This is a genomic window from Candidatus Aminicenantes bacterium, from assembly GCA_011049425.1.
Lineage (GTDB): Bacteria > Acidobacteriota > Aminicenantia > UBA2199 > UBA2199 > UBA876.
This window is the reverse complement of record DSBM01000113.1, coordinates 1-17007: the sequence shown is the minus strand read 5'-3', so window position 1 is coordinate 17007 and position 17007 is coordinate 1. Positions and strand designations below refer to the sequence as shown.

Sequence of the window (17007 nt, the reverse complement as noted above, 5' to 3'; positions counted from 1 at the left end):
ACCATTGCGACCATATGCCTTCATGCTTGAGTCTTGCCGTAATTGCTTTTTACTTGTATTCGCGTTACTTTTAATATATGAAGCTCGTGATTTGCGGTCCAATCGGGGTCGGGTTCACTTCAGGCATCCCTTTGATTCATGGATAAGCAAAAAGCAACGTCTCTTTGGGGAGGCGAACCGCCATCCATTTGTCGGCGATCGCATCGCACCCGACTGATCCTGTCGCTGTTGGGATTCTACTTGGTAATGAACGCGGCCGTCATTGGCAAAGACACCGTCGTCCGGGTCGGAATTTACCAGAACGAACCCAAGATCTACCTGGACGAACAGGGAAAGCCGGCGGGAATCTTTGTCGACCTGTTAAACGTGATCGCCCGCAAAGAGGGTTGGAAGCTGGATTACGTTCCCTGTTACTGGGAGCAATGTATCGAGGGATTGCAGACAAAACGAATCGATTTAATGCCCGATGTCGCCTTTTCCCCGCAACGAAGCAAAACACTGGAATTCAACAACATCCCGGTTTTCAACAGTTGGTCCCAGGTGTACGCCCGCCCCGGAGCGCCCCTGGAGCGATTTGCTGATCTTCAAAACAAACACGTCGTTTTAATGAAGGGCTCCGTTCAGGAAGAGAAGTTCCAACAGTTGATGAGTGGATTCGGATATGACTTTACCATGGTTTCGGCAAACTCTTTTGGGGAAGCTTTCGTATTCGTCCAGAAGGAAATCGCGGATGCCGTGATCGTGAACGTGTTTTTCGGCGCCCGGAACTACGCCCGTTACGGCCTGAAGCCCACTCCAGTATTGATCAACCCGGTATCTTTGTATTTCGCGTCAAAAAAAGGCGAAAACCACGAGCTCCTTGCCGCCATAGACAAATGCCTGGATGAGTGGATCAAAACCCCGCGCTCATTTTACTACCGCAAGCTGGCCGATTACATGGAAAAGTGCGCCCAGCCGGTATCGACGGACCGATTCAAGTTGCCGACATGGGTTGCCCTGGTAATCCTGCTTCCCATCCTGGGGTTCATTCTGGTCTTGATCAAAAATTCCTTGTCAAAATCCATAAAACTAAAGACAATCCACCGCCGGCTTCGCGAAGAGGAAAGCAAATTCAGGAGTTATATTGAATACTCCCCGTACGCGGTTTTCGTGGTCGATGAGAACGGAAATTACCTTGATGTCAACCCCGCGGCTGAATCCTTAACCGGGTATTCCCGGGAGGAATTGCTGCACAAGAACCTTCGGGATTTAATCCCCGTCAAATCCCGAAAGGCGGCGGGCAGCCATTTCAGCCAGGTATCGACCGAGGGAAAAGCCTCGGCGATTTTTCCTTTTGTGAAAAAAAACGGCGAGCACGGGTATTGGTCCGTGAACGCGGTCAAAATATCCCCGGACAGGCATCTGGCTTATGTCAGCGACGTCACCGATCATTTCCAGGTTGAACAGGATCTGAGGCGAATGAAGGATCAACTGGAGTCGGAAGTAGCCAAAAAAACCCACGAACTACAGGAACGGGTATTGGAACTGGAGCATTTTCACGATGTCACCATTGAACGGGAGTTGCGCATGAAAGAGCTCCGGGATGAAATCAAAGGGCTGAAGAAAAAGAAAACATGACCCCGATTTCACGCAAGCTTTCGCTTATCCCGCTCCTGTTGATCCTTTGCGCCGGCCTGCACGCCCAGGCCGAAGAAAACATGTCGAATCAACCCCACTTGCGCGCCTCCGTGAACATCGCCTCGGAACCCGATTATCCCCCCTTCTGCATGGTGGACGAGAACGGCGAAGCCACGGGTTTTTCCGTCGAGCTTTTCCAGGCCGCGGCCGAGGCGGTGGGCTTAGCCGTCCACATCCGCATCGGCGTATGGAACCGGATCAAAGCCGACCTGGCCACGGGGAGAATCGACGCCCTGCCGCTGGTGGGACGAACCCCGGAAAGGGAAGCGCTTTTTGATTTCTCCATGCCCTACCTGTCTCTCCACGGCGCCGTGTTCGTGCGTAAAGAAACCCGGAGCATCCATTCACCAGCCGACCTGGAGGGTAAACACGTCGCGGTGATGAAGGGCGACAACGCCGAAGAATTCCTGCGTCGAGAAAAGATTGCGGCCGAAATCTCAACCACCCATACCTTTGAAGAGGCGTTCCGGGAACTGGAAAAAGGAAATGCCGATGCCGTGGTAACCCAGCGCGTCATGGGACTTCACCTGCTGCGTAAACTGGGAATCTCTTCGATCCATCCGCTGGATTTCCAGCTTCCCCAATTCCGACAGGATTTCTGCTTTGCCGTGCGCAAGGGCGACAGGCCATTGCTCCAGCGCTTGAACGAAGGGCTTTCCATCGTGATCGCAAACGACACGTACCAGCGCATCCGTGATCAATGGTTGGGTCCCGATGAGGAAAGAAAAAGATCTTTTTGGGAAGTCTTACGCATAGTTCTGTATTTCCTCGTACCGCTGCTCTTAATGATTGCGCTTGGAACCCTGTTCATCCTCAGAAAGGAAGTGAAACGCCGAACCCGGGAGTTGCACCGGGAAATCGCGGAACGAAAAAAATCCGAAGCCGACCTGCGCCGGATTGCCGATAACGTAACCGACGTGGTGTTTGCCACGGACCTGAACCTGAATACGACCTATATCAGCCCCTCCGTCCAGAACCTGGTGGGGATTCCGGCCGCGGATTACATCCACAAAAACGCTAAAGAGAGGCACCCTCCACAAACCCTGCAGAAAATGCAGTCCCTGTTGCAGGAAGAACTGAAAAAAGAGAAAAACCCCGGGATCGCCAAAGGCAGAACATTAATCATTGAAGGCGAGCATTACACCGTTGACGGCGGCATCATCGCCGTTTCCATGCACGTTTCGTTCATAAGGGATGAAACGGGCCGGCCCATCGGCCTGCTGGGGGTTACCAGTGATATCACCGAGCGCAAAAGGTCGGAGAGAGAACTGCGCAAACTGAAGGACGAGCTGGAAATCAAGGTCGCGGAGCGGACGCGGGAACTGAGCGAAAAAGTCGGAAAACTTGACAAAAGCCAGCGGGCCATGCTCTACATGGTGGAAGACCTGAACGCCATCACCAACGAATTGAAAGACGAACGCGGCAGACTGGAGGAATCATACCGCGAGATGGAAGCCTTTTCCTATTCCGTTTCCCATGACCTGCGCGCCCCGCTGCGCGCCATTGAAGGCTTTTCCCGCTTTCTCCAGGAAGATTACGCTGAAAAATTGGACGATGAGGGCAAGCGCTTTATCGAAACCATCCGCCAGAACACCGTCAAGATGGACACACTCATTTCCGAGTTGTTGAATCTGTCACGCACTTCCCGGCAATCAATAAAAACGACTTCCGTAAACATGAAAGCCCTGGTAGAATCCATACTGGAGCAAACCTTCGACGAAAAAGACACGCGGGAATTCGCCGTCACCATTGACGCGTTGCCCCGGGCAAGTTGTGATATTGAACTGGTAAAGCAAATCTGGGTGAACCTGATCGGAAACGCCTTGAAATACACTTCCGGGTCACAGGTAAAAAAAATCCGCATCGGCGGCCGGGAGGAAGGTAATAATGCGGTCTATTTTATCCGCGATACCGGGGTGGGCTTTGATGGTCGTTACAAGGAAAAGTTGTTCGGCGTTTTCCAGCGGTTGCATCCCGAACGGGATTTTAAGGGCACCGGTGTGGGACTGGCCATCGTGCAGCGCATTGTGCACCGTCACGGGGGCCGGGTATGGGCCGAAGGCGAACCCGGCAAGGGAGCGACATTTTTCTTTACCCTGCCCGCGGATATCAATACAAAGGAGACAGCCGATGAACACATATGACGAAGTCGAGATCCTACTCGTTGAAGACAACCCGGAAGACGTGGAGATGAGCATACGGGCCTTAAAAAGGAACCGCATCACCAACAACATCCTGGCCGTTTCCAATGGCGAAGAGGCCCTGGATTACCTCTTCAAGCGGGGAAAATTCAGCAACCTTGAAACCAGCTGCCGCCCCAAAGTCATCCTGCTGGATATCCGGCTCCCCAGGTTGGACGGTAAGGAAGTGCTGCGCATAATTAAAAATGATCCGAAAACACAGACGATCCCCGTGATCATGTTGACCTCATCCAAAGAAGAACGTGATATTATGGAAAGCTATCAATACGGAGCCAACAGCTACATCGTCAAGCCGGTGGAATTCGATAAATTCACGAAATCCATCCAGGAGATCGGCATGTACTGGCTGTTGCTGAACCAGCATCCATGACACTACCGAAAAGAGAAAAGCAAGCCGTGCAGCCGATCCGCATCCTGCTGGCGGAAGACAACCCCAACGACGCCGAGATGGCAAGACGCGAACTCTCGCGCGAGAGCATCGAATTTCACGATATGATTGTCGACGGCGAAGAAGAGTTCCGCCGGGCCCTGGATGATTTCAAGCCCCACCTCGTCATCTCCGACTATGCCATGCCTGCGTTCGACGGCATGAGGGCCCTGGAGATCACCCGCTCCCGGCCGGAACGGATCCCGTTCATTATCCTCACCGGGTCCATAAACGAAGAGACCGCCGTGGACTGCCTGAAAGCGGGCGCCGACGACTACGTGTTGAAAGAGAAAATCAAGCGCCTGCCCTTTGCCGTTCGCGATGTCCTGGCCAAGGAACAGGCGCGGCGGGATAAGGCGCAGGCGCAGGAACAACTGCGCCGGAATGAAGAAAAATTCCGCCTGATCGCCGAAAACTCCATTGACTGCCTGTGGCAGATGGACATGGAACACCGTTACACCTATGTCAGCCCTTCCCTGCCCCGGATCCTGGGTTTCACGCCCGAAGAGTTTATCGGGACACGGTTTTCCGATCACGCGCCTGAACAGGAGGTCACCAGGATAGGTGAAGTCGCCCGGCGCATGCTGGAGAACCCGCAACAATTCCCCCACATTTCCATTGAAACCACCATGTTCCACAAGGATGGCAGCCTGGTTCCCCTGGAAGTCGTGGCCAAGCCCCTGTTCGTGGGCGACGAGCTGGCGATGATCCTGGGATCCGCCCGGGACATCAGCGAGCGCAAGCAGGCGGAAGCCGCCCTGCGGGAAAACGAAAAACGATTCCGCGAACTCGCCGACATGTTGCCGGTCGTGATCTTTGAAACGGATCGGCAGGGAAATATCCACTACGCCAATCAACAGGCTTCCAGCGTGTTCAAGTATCCCCTGGAAGACCTGGTAACCGAGCTCAGCATATTCGATATGATCGCCCCGGAAGAGCGCGACCGGGCCCGGGACACTTTTGCGAAGCGTTTACGGGGTGAAGTGTTCGGCATGATCAATTACGCGGGACTTACCAAAAGCGGCAAGAGGTTTCCCATGCTCGTCAGAATGAGTCCCATTCCGGCGGACGAGGTTGTCGCCGGATTCCGCGGCATTGTCGTGGATATCTCAAAAGAACGGGAAATGCTCGCTAAACTGGACGCCATCCAGAAACGGTTCCGGATCCTGTTTGAATTCGCGCCCGACAGCTTTTTCATTACCGACTTGCGGGGCAGGATTGTCGAGGCCAACCGCCAGGCCGGGAAAATGCTCCAGCGCCGGCAAGCCGAATTGATCGGCAAGAGCCTGGCTTCCAGGTTTCGACTCGGGGAGGAAGAGCGCAGGCAATGGCGGAAACTGCTGACCCGCAGCAACAAGGGCTTGCCCACCGAGATGGAAGAATTCACCTTGACGCGGCCCGACGGGTCGTCGATTGTGGCCGAAATCAGCACCTATCCGGTGCGGATCGGCAGCAAAACGCAGATCCTGGCAATCGCCCGCGACATCACCGCGCACCGGCAACTTCAGACTGAACTGGAAAATCACCGCGAATCCCTGGAGCAACTTGTAAAAACCAGAACCCGGGAGTTGAAAAAGGCGTTGCTGGACTCGGAAGCCAACCGCGACCGCATCGATACCATACTCAAATCCGTCTCAGACGGCTTAATCGTAACGGATGTCAACAAACACATTATCCTGATGAACACGCCGGCCGAGGAATACCTCGACCTGCGCTTCACGGAATGCATTAACCGCAAGATCAACGATGTAACCCATCACCGGCCCCTGATCGATTTGATCCAACTTGCTTTCGATGAATCCATATCGGTCCAGGCGGATGTCGAGATAGTGGGCAAAACAAGCGAAGCTCATGTGCTGGAAGCCGCGGCCAAGCCCATCTCGGTAAAAAAAGGGAAACCCATCGGCATTTTAACCACCCTGCGCGATGTCACCCGGACACGGGAGATCGACCGCCTGCGAACGGAATTCCTCTCGACAACCGCCCATGAGTTGCGCACGCCCCTGACATCCATCCAGGGATTTTCCGAAATCCTGTTGACCCGCAAGAACCTGAAAAAAGCGGATAAGGATAAATTCCTCAGTTACATCAACCGCCAGGCGGTGAATCTGGCCGGGATCATCAGTGACCTGCTCGATATTTCACGCATCGAATCCGGAGTCGGATTCGAAATCAGGAAAGGACCATGCCGGCTGAACGACATCATCGCCGGGCGCATCGAACTATATCGCCTTTCCTACAGGGATCACCGCTTCACCACTGATTTGCAGGCGCCCGACCAACCCGTATGCGCGGATAAGGAAAAAATCGACCAGATCATGCAGAACCTGCTCAGCAACGCCGTCAAGTATTCACCTGATGGGGGCGAGGTCCACGTCAACACCGAGATAAAAAACGATGAATTCCGGGTAACCATAAAGGACCGCGGCATCGGCATGACCAGAGACCAGGTGCGCAACATTTTCCGAAAATTCTACCGCGCCAACAGCAGCGATACAGCCCCTCCGGGCACCGGGCTGGGCATGAGCATCGTTAAACTCATTCTCGATAAACATGGGGGATGGATCGATATTGACAGCCGGCCGGGGGTGGGGACCAAAGTGGTTTTCGCCATTCCCATTGACACAAACAAGATAGACCGGGACCCCGTCCAGGGAGAAAATCAACCATGAAAACCATTTTAATTGTCGACGATCAAATGGAAGTCTGCGAGCTGGTGGATGTCACCCTGAGCGCCGACGATGTCCGCATCATCAAAGCCTCAAAGGGAGATGAGGCCATCGAGATCGCACAGCGGGAAAAGCCGGATCTCATTATCATGGACATCATGATGCCGGGAAAGATCAACGGCATCGAAGCCACGCGCATTCTCAAATCAGATAAAAGCACGCGGCACATCTCCATCCTGATGCTGACGGCAAAGGGGCAGGACCGGGACCTGGAAGAGGGGTTCAAGGCGGGCGCGGACGCCTATTTCATTAAACCCTTCAGCCCCCTGGAGTTGATCCGCAAGGTCGAAGAGGTATTCGAGTCCTGACCGTTTTCGCGAATTAATTGTAAACATCTGTCCGTTCCGGGTGGCCTTTCATCGCACCCCAAATTTCCCCCATTTCAATTATAATTTTCTTATATCGCCGATATCAGGTTGTTTTCTCTTTTCAGCACATTTGGCAACCCTGTTGCTTCAGCTAGGGCATGACACATGAAAACGATCTCACGGCATCAGTGAAAAAGAAAAAGGTGCTGATCGTGGAAAGAGAGACGGAGATCCGCGACTTGCTGCGCATTACCCTGGAGTGCGGCGGCATTGAAAACCTGATCATTCTTTCCAGGGGACAGGCGGCGATGCGGACGGCCCTGCGGGAAAGACCGGACCTGATCCTTACCGGGGTCGACCTGTCGGATGAAATGGACGGGTTCGACCTCACCAGGGAAATCAAGCTGCGAAAGGATTTCCGGGGCATTGTGCTCATCCTGTCGGCCAACACGCAGAAACGGGATATCGAGAACGGCCTGGCCGCCGGAGCCGACGCCTACCTGACCAAGCCTTTCAGCCCGAATGAATTGCTGGAAACCGTCCTGAGCATGTTGAAGCGGCCTCATACAAACGCAATGTTCCCGGCCATTTCAATGCACAGGGGAGAAACCATCCATGAACAACCCAACATCTCCGTTTGACCGCGAGATTCACGCCGAGATGGCGAGATGGCGCAGCCGCATTGAATTCCCCGCGGGAAATCGAACTGAAGCCGAGTCGCCCGAACGCATGACCCACACCCAGGCCATGCTTTTCGCCCGCGACCTGAACCGCACGTACGAGGCCATGAAAAAGGCCCACCGGGATCTCAACCAATCCTACATGGATACCCTGGAAAGCCTGATTTTAGCCTCTGAATTCAAGGACGGCGACACGGGAAGCCATATCAAGCGCATCGGCCGTTTCAGCACCCTGATCACGGAAAAACTGGACCTGTCCCGATCCGTGGTTGAACAGATCGGCCTGGCCTCGGCCATGCATGATATCGGCAAGATCGGCATTCCCGACCACATTCTTTTGAAAAAGGGCAGATTGTCCCACAGTGAGTTCGCCGTGATGAAGACCCACACCCTGATCGGCGCCCGCATCCTGGCGGGCTCACACTCCGAGATTCTGCGCATGGCCCACAACATCGCCCTTTCCCACCATGAGTGGTGGAACGGCGAAGGTTACCCCTGTGGCTTGAAAGGCATGGAGATCCCGCTGGAAGGACGTATCGTGGCCCTGGCCGATTTTTTCGACGCGTGCACTTCAAAACGGCCGTACCGGGACGCGCTTCCCTTCGCGTCGGTGATCGAGATGATTCGCGACCTGTCGGGGCGGCAATTCGAGTCCCGGTTGGTGAAACTGCTCCTGGACAACCAGGAAGAGATCAAACAGTTGATGAAAGAAAATGGCCAATCAAAACTTTAAACTGGAAAAACTTGAGAAAGTCGTAACCATACTTGTCGACTGCCAACCCGCCCTGAAAGGCGCGTGCGTGCTGTTTCTCAGCCCCCACTCCCGATTCGGAAGCGGGCCGGAAACATTGCATGAGTTCCTCAACCATGCGCCGCCGTTCATACCGATCAGGTTCCCCGATACCGACTCACTGATACTGGTCAACCTGGACGAGATCATCTGGGTACATGAAACGGAACCGGCGCCGCCCCAACCGGTGAAACAGCAAGTCCGCTTGAGCCTGAAAAACAGCGCGGAAATCGGAGTTGAACAGACGGAAGTCCTCCCAGACCCCAATTCCCGCCTGCTGGATTACCTGAACGGCGCGCAACGCTTCATCGGTTTTCAGCTGAACGGTACCCGCATTCACATCAACAAGAGCAAAATCACAAGGAGTAAAGAAGATGGATCAACAAATGCGATTCAATCCCCAACCGGGAAATAACGGAAATGACCGGACCGCGGCACCTGCCGACGGAGTCCGTTTGACCAATACGGGTCAAAAGAAAAGAGAGATCCCTTCTCCCCCTCCCAAAATCAATCGGGCACCGGCTCACGAAAGCGCGCAGCGAAGCGCATCTCCGGGACTGGATGATCTGTTCCGCCTGATGCACGCCAGGGGGGCGTCGGACCTGCACCTTTCCACGAACTGCAAACCGGTTCTGCGCATTGACGGAGACATCGTTCACCTGGAGCAATACCCGCCGGTGACGGAGGAAGGTCTGACCCGCGCCCTGGTTCGCATCATGCCGGAAAGCAACCGGGAAGAGTTCAACCGCACCCACGATACCGACTTCGGCCATGCCCTGCCCGGCCTGGCCCGTTTCCGCTGCAACGCCTTTCGCGACATCCGCGGCGTGGGCCTGGTCTCCCGGTTGATCCCCTCCCGGATCATGACCATCGAAGAACTGGGTATCCCGGAATCGCTGGTGAACCTGTGCCGGGTGCCCAAGGGCCTCATCCTGGTAACCGGCCCCACGGGCAGCGGGAAATCAACCACCCTGGCGGCCCTGATCGACCACATCAACCGCACCAGCAGCAAACACATCGTCACGGTTGAAGACCCGGTCGAGTTCGTATACGAAAACAACAAGTCGATTATCAATCAACGCGAGCTCCACACCCATACGTTCTCCTTTAAATCGGCATTGAAAGCCGCCTTGCGTGAAGATCCGGACGTGATCCTGGTGGGAGAGATGAGAGACCTGGAAACCATCTCCATCGCCATGGAGATGGCCACGACCGGCCACCTGGTGCTGGGAACCCTGCACACTTCGACCGCCATCGCCACGGTCAACCGCATCATCGACCAGTTCCCCGCCAATCACCAGGCCCAGATCCGCACCATGCTGGCCGAGTCGCTGATCGGGGTCTGCTCCCAGACCCTGTTGAAACGCAAAACCGGCGGTCGTATCGCCGCTTACGAAGTGCTGATCGGAACCGTGGGCGTATCGAACCTTATCCGGGAAGGCAAGAACTTCCAGATCGCCACTATGATGCAAACAGGGAAAAAGCAGGGCATGAAAATGTTGAACACCGCCCTCAGCGAACTGGTGGCCGCCGGTGAAGTGGAAGCCGGGGAGGCCATGGAAAAAGCCATAGACAAAGAAAACCTGAAGATCATGTTGCAGTTCAATCATGACAGCCCCGACACCGGCTTTCACGATGGCGAAGCGGGCACGGCTCCGAGCCGGGGGATATCAAGATGACACAATCAACAACCCGTTTGGAAGCGGCATGCCTGCCGTGCGACGAATCCCTCTTTTCACAGTTTTTCGCCGGCGCGCCCGAAGCCATCGCCATTATCGACCCCTCGGGCCGGACCATACGTGTAAATCCGGAATTCGTCAACATGTTCGGTTACACGCAAGCGGAAATCCTGGGGCGCAAACTGGACCGTTTCATCTGCCCCGCGAATCGAAAAACAGCAGCCGCGGATCTGACGGAACGGACCGTTCGGGGGGAACGGGTGGTTGCGGAAACCCGGCGCAAACGCAAAGACGGGTCTTTGATCGATGTTTCGCTGGTTTCCACATCGATCGCCGCCGGCGGCAAGACAAAGGCCGTATTCGGTATATACCGCGACATATCCGTGCGCAAGCAGGCGGAACATCAACTGCTGGCATACACCCATGAATTGTCGCAACGCGTCAGGGAAATCGACTGCCTCAACCGCATCGCGCGCATGAAGTGCGGCGGGAAAACCCCATGCCACGTCGTCATGCAAAACATCGTCGACATCATTCCGTCCGCTTTTCAACACCCGCAAAAAACCTGCGTGCGCCTGGAAATCGAAGACCATGTTTTTCAAAGCGAAAGCTTCAAGCAAACCCCGTGGAAAATTTCCACCCCCATCCGCCTCGACAACCATGTGGCCGGGAGGTTGAGCGTGTTCATGCGGGAACGGGTGCCGCCGTTGAGCCGCAAGCCGTTTCTGCCCGCAGAAAAGAACGTGATCAAATCGATCGCCGCCGAAATCGCCCTGATCGTCAAGAGCAAGAAATGGCGGGATGGCAAAGAGCGGGAAACCGCCAAGCTGGCCGCCATGATCGCCGGCATGGAAGAGGGAGTGATATTCGCCGACAACCAGGACCGCATCGTGGAGATCAACCGCTACATGCTGAAACTGGTCAAAAAGAAAAGAAACGAAATCATCGGCAAGTCGATCTGGGACTTTCACGACGAGGCCGTAGCCAGGCGAATCAAACCCGTCATCCAACACTTCAAAGGTAAGCATAACTGCAAGCCCAGGCAAGTCCAGCGCCGCATACTGGGCATGGAAACCATCCTGCGCCTGCAGCCCATCTACCGCAAAAAAAAGTACGAGGGCATCATATTCAACCTGCTGGACGTCACGGATCTGGTTGATGCCAAGAAAAAGGCCCAGGAAACCAGCCGCATGAAGAGCAGCTTCCTGGCCAACATGAGCCATGAAATCCGCACACCCATGAACGGCGTCATCGGCATGACCGAACTGGCCCTCGGCACGGAACTTGATCGCGAACAACGGCAATACCTGGAATCGATCCAGACATCCGCGGATTCGCTGATGCAGATCCTCAACGATATCCTGGACATCTCCAAAATCGAGGCCCGCAAGATCCGGTTTGAAGCCATCCCCTTCGACCTGCCGCAACTGGTGCACAGTACATTGACGCTTCACGCCCCCCTGGCCCAGTCCAAGGGCCTGGAACTGGCGTACCACATGTCCGCGCTCTCTTTCGACACGGCGGTAGGTGACCCGGTGCGCCTGCGCCAGGTAGTATCCAACCTGCTCTCCAACGCCGTAAAATTCACCAGCGAAGGAGAGATCCTGGTATGCGTAAAAGAACTTTCCCGCAAAGGGGACCAGGCGCGCCTGCAGTTCAGTGTCAGAGACACGGGAATCGGCATTCCCGAAGACAAGCGCAAGGCGATCTTTCAATCCTTTATTCAGGCCGACAACTCCATTACCCGCCATTTCGGCGGCACAGGCCTGGGGTTGACCATCTCCAGGCAACTGGTCGAGTTGATGGGCGGCGACATCCAGGTGGAGACGAATCCCGAAGGCGGCAGCCGTTTTACTTTCGCCATCGACCTTCCCGTGCGCCGGAATCCCGATACTGCGAGAAACGCGCCGGCAGCCGATTCGTTACAGGATTTCAGCGTGCTCATCGTTGACGACAACGCCACCAACCGGAATATTCTTGCCAATATGCTACGCAAACAGCGCATGCGGCCCACGGCGGTATGCGGCGGTGAGGCGGCCCTGGCGGCCGTGGAAAAATCGATGCGGGAAAACAATCCCTTTGACATCCTGCTGGTGGACGCGCAGATGCCGGGAATGGACGGATTCAGCCTGGTGCGGGAGATCCGCCAACGTTTCACGGCCATGATATCACCCGTCGTCATGCTGTCTTCTTTTGACGCACACGAGAACCGGCAATCGCACACGGATCTGCGCATCTCAGCTTCCCTGCTGAAACCGGTGCGCCAGTCCGACCTGCTGACCACACTGCGCGAGTTGACCGTAACCATTGACCGTGGCGGGGCCGATACCCATGAGCTTCCCCAGGCACGCACCCGGGAATCCCGGCGCATTCTGGTGGCGGAGGACAACGCGGTGAACCAGCTCGTGGCGCGCAGAATGCTGGAAAAGATGGGTCACCGGGTCCACGTGGCAAACAACGGCGTGGAAGCCCTGGCGGCGCTCGAGAACGAGAATTTCGACCTGGTATTGATGGACATCCAGATGCCGCAAATGGACGGGCGCGAAGCCACGCGCAGTATCCGCAGAAAGGAAGCCGCCACACCACGAAGCCGGCGGCTGCCCATTATCGCCATGACGGCAAACGCCATGTCCTGGAACCGCGAGGAATACCTGCGTGACGGCATGGACGATTACATATCCAAACCAGTGAACAGCGACGGGCTGGCCCGGGTCATCCGCAAATTCAAAGCGGCGCCCGGGATCAAAGGATCGGTTGCATGATCAACTTACTGATTGCCGACGACGACAACGTTTCCCGCATTATGGTGGAGAAATCCGCCCGTAGCCAGGGATTCAATGTATTCATCGCCACCGACGGTGACGCGGCCATGAATATCATCCGCGGGGAAAACATCCACATCGCCATCCTGGACTGGATGATGCCCAGGGTGTCGGGAATCGAGCTGTGCCGCCATATGCGGCGTCAAAACGCGTCCGAATACCAGTACATCATCCTATGCACGGCCCGCAACCAATCCGAAGACATCGTCGAGGGGCTGAACGCGGGCGCGGATGACTACATCACCAAGCCGTACAAAATCAGGGAACTGGAGGCGCGCCTGCGAATCGGCAAACGCATCATCGACCTGCAACACAAACTGATACGCACCCAGGAAAAATTGAAACGCATGGCCATCCATGACAGTTTAACAAGTCTGCTGAACCATGGCGAGATCTCCCGCATCCTGGAGGAACAGTGGCTGCAGACCCGCAGGGAGAAGCGGCCCCTTGGCGTTATCCTGCTGGATATCGACCATTTCAAAACCGTCAACGACCGTTACGGCCACCAGGCCGGAGACGCGGTACTGGTGGAAATTTCCCGCCGACTGAAAGAGTGTATGCGACCATATGACAAGGTCGGCCGCTACGGCGGTGAAGAGTTCCTGGCGCTGTTGCCGAACTGCGATCACGCGAACACCGCAAGAATCGCCGAAAGGATTCGCCGCCGGATCTCCGCCACTCCGGTGACCGCCTTTGAACACGAGCATCACATTACCATCAGCCTGGGCGGCACGGTCGTCGAAGCGGATGAGACCACACCAGCGGAAAAAATTCTGCACCGTAGCGACATGGCATTGTACCGCGCCAAGGCAAACGGCCGTGACCGCGCGGAAATGGAATTTTCCGGGGAGGAATCCCCGCAAAAAGGAGGAACATATGCAACAAGTGCAGGCCACATGGAATCAATACAGTGAAGCACTGGAAAGAATGGATGGAGACAAGGGGTTCCTGGATGAACTCGTTGACATCTACTACACCGATGTTTCGCAGCGGCTGGATGCATTGCACAAGGCCATTGAAATGAAGGATTTCGAGGTGATCCGCCACGAAGCCCACACCCTCAAGGGCGCTTCCGCCAACCTGAGCCTGGAATCCCTGCGCGAAATTTCCGCCCAGCTTGAGGTCGCGGGGCATGAAAGCGACCTCGAGAAGGCGCGCGATGCCCTGGAACGTTTCATCGTTCAATTCGCGGAGTTGTTCCATCCCCATCAAAACCCCGACAACAAGGTCGATCTCAATCCGTCGCCGTCAAGCCGGCAAAAAGCACACACGGTCCTGATCATCGACGACGATCCGGTGACGGTTAAACTGCTGTGCAATCATTTCGAAAAACTGGACTGGACGGTGCAGACCGCCGAGAACGGAACCCGGGGCCTGGAACTGGCCCTGGAAAAGAAACCCGACCTGTTGATCACGGATATGCTGCTGCCCGGGACACACGGCGTGGAAATCTGTCGCCGGGTCAAGCAGGACCCCCTGCTCAAGCATACCCGGATTGTGATGATCACCAGTGTATACAACAAAATGAGCTACCTGAATGGAGACATGGATTGTGAGAAAGACGGTTTCATGGAGAAACCCGTCAACACGGACAAACTTAACCAAACCGTCAGCCGGCTGTTTCCCGCCGCTGCCGCGTCACGGGAGAGCGCCGAAAATTAGGTCCGGCCCCGCATGGCTGCAAGCACGGGGATTCGAGAACCCGTGGAAGGTAGTGATCTCGGGAGTACTCGTAGAAGGTAGGGGTTCTTAGTCGAAAGTTAAAAGTCGAAAGTCGAAAGTAAAAACAAAAATCCAGAACTTTTGTTTTTCCTTTGCGCCGGTTTTCTACCTTCTACGTTCTACAGGGCGGCCACAGGGGGCCGCTCCCCGCCTCCTGTCACCTTTTTTAAATCCCAAACCCGAAATCCCAAGCAAATTCAAACGACCCAAACAAAAAAATCAAGTTGGGGGAGTTGAGGGCGGGAAAGAAGTTCAGATGAGATAGTCACCGCGGTTTTTTGTTCGACTTTCAGCTTTAGACTTTCGACTTTTAACTATATTTCGCTCTGCGCCGGCCCCCATCGACGGCGGATTCTCCTGTCAACCCTGATTGCTACCCGCCCGCTCCGCTTCCACTTTTGTCGCATCCTTACGGCCCGGTTTTCACCGGACTGAAGTCCCGATTTTGCCGTCATATCGGTGCTTTCTACGGTTTTCGTCTGGTTGGCACAGGTACTGCTTTTCCTTTTATGAACATCATGGAGGAAAGCATGAAAATAAAAACCGCAAGAATCATCGTTTTGTTCGTATTTGTGTGGAGTATTTTCTTTCTGGCGCCGGCGCGCCAGCAAGCGGCATCTGAAAACACGCTTCGCTTATACAATGTAGCCGGCCAGGCGACCTTCACCTTACTCAAGGGCGTCATCCAGGGCAAAGTAAAGAGTTTTAAAGATGTGACCAGAACCCTTTTTTACGGCTCCGTGGCCGGATACGGCTTTTACCAGTCCAAAAAAATCATCGGTAACGGCCACATCACCTCCGGCCTGCTGCTGGCCAGCCTTTCGGCTTCCATCTCGGAAAACGCGGCCCTGGGTCGCCACCCCCTCTCCCATATCGGCTATACTCTCGGTCCGGCCCGTATTGAGTTCGCCACTCCGTTTGCCGATGAGCCCGCCGCGATTGTGAATCTTTCCGTCATACCCAGGGAGCTGGCCGGCTTTGTCCGGAGTATCAAGGAAGGGTCGCGGCTGAGCTTCCGCAACGGCATGTTTGTTTTCACGGCCGCCGACGGCATTCAGCCCCGGGCGCTGGGATGGACGCGGGGCATGTTTCCCACCGTGACGCAAAACCATCAAACGGGTTACGTCTACAATCATGAAACCATTCACGTGGTCCAGAATATTCAGGCCATGTCGCTTTCTCCCGAGCCGCTTGTCAATTCTGAAATGGGTTTTGGTCAATCCAAACCAAAACTTTTCGCATTCAGCGGCATGCGCATGAACTTCCTGGGTCTGGGCATGGATCTGTTCGCCGACAAATTGCAAGCTTACGAAACCAACATCTACGAAATGGAAGCTTACCATTTTGCTCAAAAATAATAACGGCAATCGTGCACGGACCGGATTACGGCGGCCGGGGGATATTCCTCCCAACCCCCGGCCCGCCTTATTTCCATCCGGAAACCGTAATCAGGCATCGTAAAATGAAGAAAGAGCCGAACAAACTCCGATTGCATTACGAGAAACCCATGGCGGTTTCCCTCTCCGGGGTCGCCCATGGCGCATGCACACAGGGAACGACTCATGTGTATGACTTCTGCGAGTCTGGAAACAGCGCCGGAAAACATTGCTGGAGCGGCGGAGTGGCGGACAATCATTGCCGGTCGGGCGGCTATCCGGGAAACCAGTGTCAAGCGGGAACAAATGTGGGCTGACCGGAATTGCTCACTCAACCCCGGCATGCACTCCGCAGGTGACAGTGTTTAGTCGAAAGTTTAAAGTCGAAAGTAAAAACAAAAATCCGGAACTTTTGTCTTTCCTTTGCGCCGGTTTTCTACGTTCTACGTTCTACAGGGTTGCCACAGGGGTCGCTACACTGTCTCCTGCCTCCTGATACCTGTTACCTGTCACCTTTTTTTTCAACTTATTCTCTCTCGGTCTCCCTAACTCCCCAACTTTCCAACTTCAGGGCGACCAGCCGGTCGCCCCTACTT

Annotated in this window: 14 protein-coding genes; all 14 read left to right on the top strand. The window is 55.1% G+C overall.

Going from position 1 to position 17007, the window contains the following annotated elements; all coding sequences use genetic code 11:
- The first annotated feature begins 138 nt into the window (after nt 1-138).
- The 14 genes from ENN40_07255 to ENN40_07190 all read left to right on the top strand — a co-directional run bounded on the left by ENN40_07255 (nt 139) and on the right by ENN40_07190 (nt 16728).
- Nucleotides 139-1617: a transporter substrate-binding domain-containing protein gene (locus tag ENN40_07255; protein HDP95139.1), complete on the top strand. Its 1479-nt coding sequence runs from the start codon at nt 139-141 to the stop codon at nt 1615-1617.
- Nucleotides 1614-3821, top strand: a complete 2208-nt coding sequence (locus tag ENN40_07250; GenBank protein HDP95138.1) for a transporter substrate-binding domain-containing protein — start codon at nt 1614-1616, stop codon at nt 3819-3821. Before ENN40_07255 ends, ENN40_07250 begins: the two co-directional genes overlap by 4 nt.
- On the top strand, nt 3808-4248 hold the full coding sequence (locus ENN40_07245; protein HDP95137.1) for a response regulator: 441 nt from the start codon (nt 3808-3810) through the stop codon (nt 4246-4248). Before ENN40_07250 ends, ENN40_07245 begins: the two co-directional genes overlap by 14 nt.
- Nucleotides 4245-6977 (top strand): PAS domain S-box protein, encoded by a 2733-nt coding sequence (locus ENN40_07240; GenBank protein ID HDP95136.1) that lies wholly within the window; start codon nt 4245-4247, stop codon nt 6975-6977. The genes ENN40_07245 and ENN40_07240 overlap by 4 nt, the downstream gene beginning before the upstream one ends.
- Nucleotides 6974-7342 (top strand): response regulator, encoded by a 369-nt coding sequence (locus ENN40_07235; GenBank protein ID HDP95135.1) that lies wholly within the window; start codon nt 6974-6976, stop codon nt 7340-7342. The genes ENN40_07240 and ENN40_07235 overlap by 4 nt, the downstream gene beginning before the upstream one ends.
- A gap of 158 nt (nt 7343-7500) precedes the next feature.
- A complete protein-coding gene (locus tag ENN40_07230; GenBank protein ID HDP95134.1) occupies nt 7501-7983 on the top strand; it encodes a response regulator in 483 nt (160 codons plus the stop codon).
- Nucleotides 7958-8755 (top strand): HD domain-containing protein, encoded by a 798-nt coding sequence (locus tag ENN40_07225; protein HDP95133.1) that lies wholly within the window; start codon nt 7958-7960, stop codon nt 8753-8755. Before ENN40_07230 ends, ENN40_07225 begins: the two co-directional genes overlap by 26 nt.
- Nucleotides 8736-9227 (top strand): hypothetical protein, encoded by a 492-nt coding sequence (locus ENN40_07220; GenBank protein HDP95132.1) that lies wholly within the window; start codon nt 8736-8738, stop codon nt 9225-9227. The genes ENN40_07225 and ENN40_07220 overlap by 20 nt, the downstream gene beginning before the upstream one ends.
- The gene (locus tag ENN40_07215) at nt 9199-10491 is read left to right on the top strand and encodes a type IV pilus twitching motility protein PilT (protein HDP95131.1); all 1293 of its coding nucleotides are present in this window, start codon (nt 9199-9201) and stop codon (nt 10489-10491) included. The genes ENN40_07220 and ENN40_07215 overlap by 29 nt, the downstream gene beginning before the upstream one ends.
- Nucleotides 10488-13253 (top strand): response regulator, encoded by a 2766-nt coding sequence (locus tag ENN40_07210; GenBank protein HDP95130.1) that lies wholly within the window; start codon nt 10488-10490, stop codon nt 13251-13253. Before ENN40_07215 ends, ENN40_07210 begins: the two co-directional genes overlap by 4 nt.
- On the top strand, nt 13250-14227 hold the full coding sequence (locus tag ENN40_07205; protein ID HDP95129.1) for a diguanylate cyclase: 978 nt from the start codon (nt 13250-13252) through the stop codon (nt 14225-14227). The genes ENN40_07210 and ENN40_07205 overlap by 4 nt, the downstream gene beginning before the upstream one ends.
- Nucleotides 14061-14975, top strand: a complete 915-nt coding sequence (locus ENN40_07200) for a response regulator (protein HDP95128.1) — start codon at nt 14061-14063, stop codon at nt 14973-14975. The genes ENN40_07205 and ENN40_07200 overlap by 167 nt, the downstream gene beginning before the upstream one ends.
- A gap of 590 nt (nt 14976-15565) precedes the next feature.
- Nucleotides 15566-16393: a hypothetical protein gene (locus ENN40_07195; protein HDP95127.1), complete on the top strand. Its 828-nt coding sequence runs from the start codon at nt 15566-15568 to the stop codon at nt 16391-16393.
- A 104-nt stretch (nt 16394-16497) separates the two neighbouring features.
- Complete coding sequence (locus tag ENN40_07190; protein HDP95126.1) at nt 16498-16728, top strand: hypothetical protein; 231 nt, start codon at nt 16498-16500, stop codon at nt 16726-16728.
- Nucleotides 16729-17007: the final 279 nt, after the last annotated feature.

Excerpts from the sequence above, each read along its gene's own strand:
- ENN40_07255 (HDP95139.1), top strand. The coding sequence starts at position 139 with ATGGATAAGCAAAAAGCAACGTCTCTTTGGGGAGGCGAACCGCCATCC.
- ENN40_07250 (HDP95138.1), top strand. The coding sequence starts at position 1,614 with ATGACCCCGATTTCACGCAAGCTTTCGCTTATCCCGCTCCTGTTGATC.
- ENN40_07245 (HDP95137.1), top strand. The coding sequence starts at position 3,808 with ATGAACACATATGACGAAGTCGAGATCCTACTCGTTGAAGACAACCCG.
- ENN40_07240 (HDP95136.1), top strand. The coding sequence starts at position 4,245 with ATGACACTACCGAAAAGAGAAAAGCAAGCCGTGCAGCCGATCCGCATC.
- ENN40_07235 (HDP95135.1), top strand. The coding sequence starts at position 6,974 with ATGAAAACCATTTTAATTGTCGACGATCAAATGGAAGTCTGCGAGCTG.
- ENN40_07230 (HDP95134.1), top strand. The coding sequence starts at position 7,501 with ATGACACATGAAAACGATCTCACGGCATCAGTGAAAAAGAAAAAGGTG.
- ENN40_07225 (HDP95133.1), top strand. The coding sequence starts at position 7,958 with ATGAACAACCCAACATCTCCGTTTGACCGCGAGATTCACGCCGAGATG.
- ENN40_07220 (HDP95132.1), top strand. The coding sequence starts at position 8,736 with ATGGCCAATCAAAACTTTAAACTGGAAAAACTTGAGAAAGTCGTAACC.
- ENN40_07215 (HDP95131.1), top strand. The coding sequence starts at position 9,199 with ATGCGATTCAATCCCCAACCGGGAAATAACGGAAATGACCGGACCGCG.
- ENN40_07210 (HDP95130.1), top strand. The coding sequence starts at position 10,488 with ATGACACAATCAACAACCCGTTTGGAAGCGGCATGCCTGCCGTGCGAC.
- ENN40_07205 (HDP95129.1), top strand. The coding sequence starts at position 13,250 with ATGATCAACTTACTGATTGCCGACGACGACAACGTTTCCCGCATTATG.
- ENN40_07200 (HDP95128.1), top strand. The coding sequence starts at position 14,061 with ATGAGACCACACCAGCGGAAAAAATTCTGCACCGTAGCGACATGGCAT.
- ENN40_07195 (HDP95127.1), top strand. The coding sequence starts at position 15,566 with ATGAAAATAAAAACCGCAAGAATCATCGTTTTGTTCGTATTTGTGTGG.
- ENN40_07190 (HDP95126.1), top strand. The coding sequence starts at position 16,498 with ATGAAGAAAGAGCCGAACAAACTCCGATTGCATTACGAGAAACCCATG.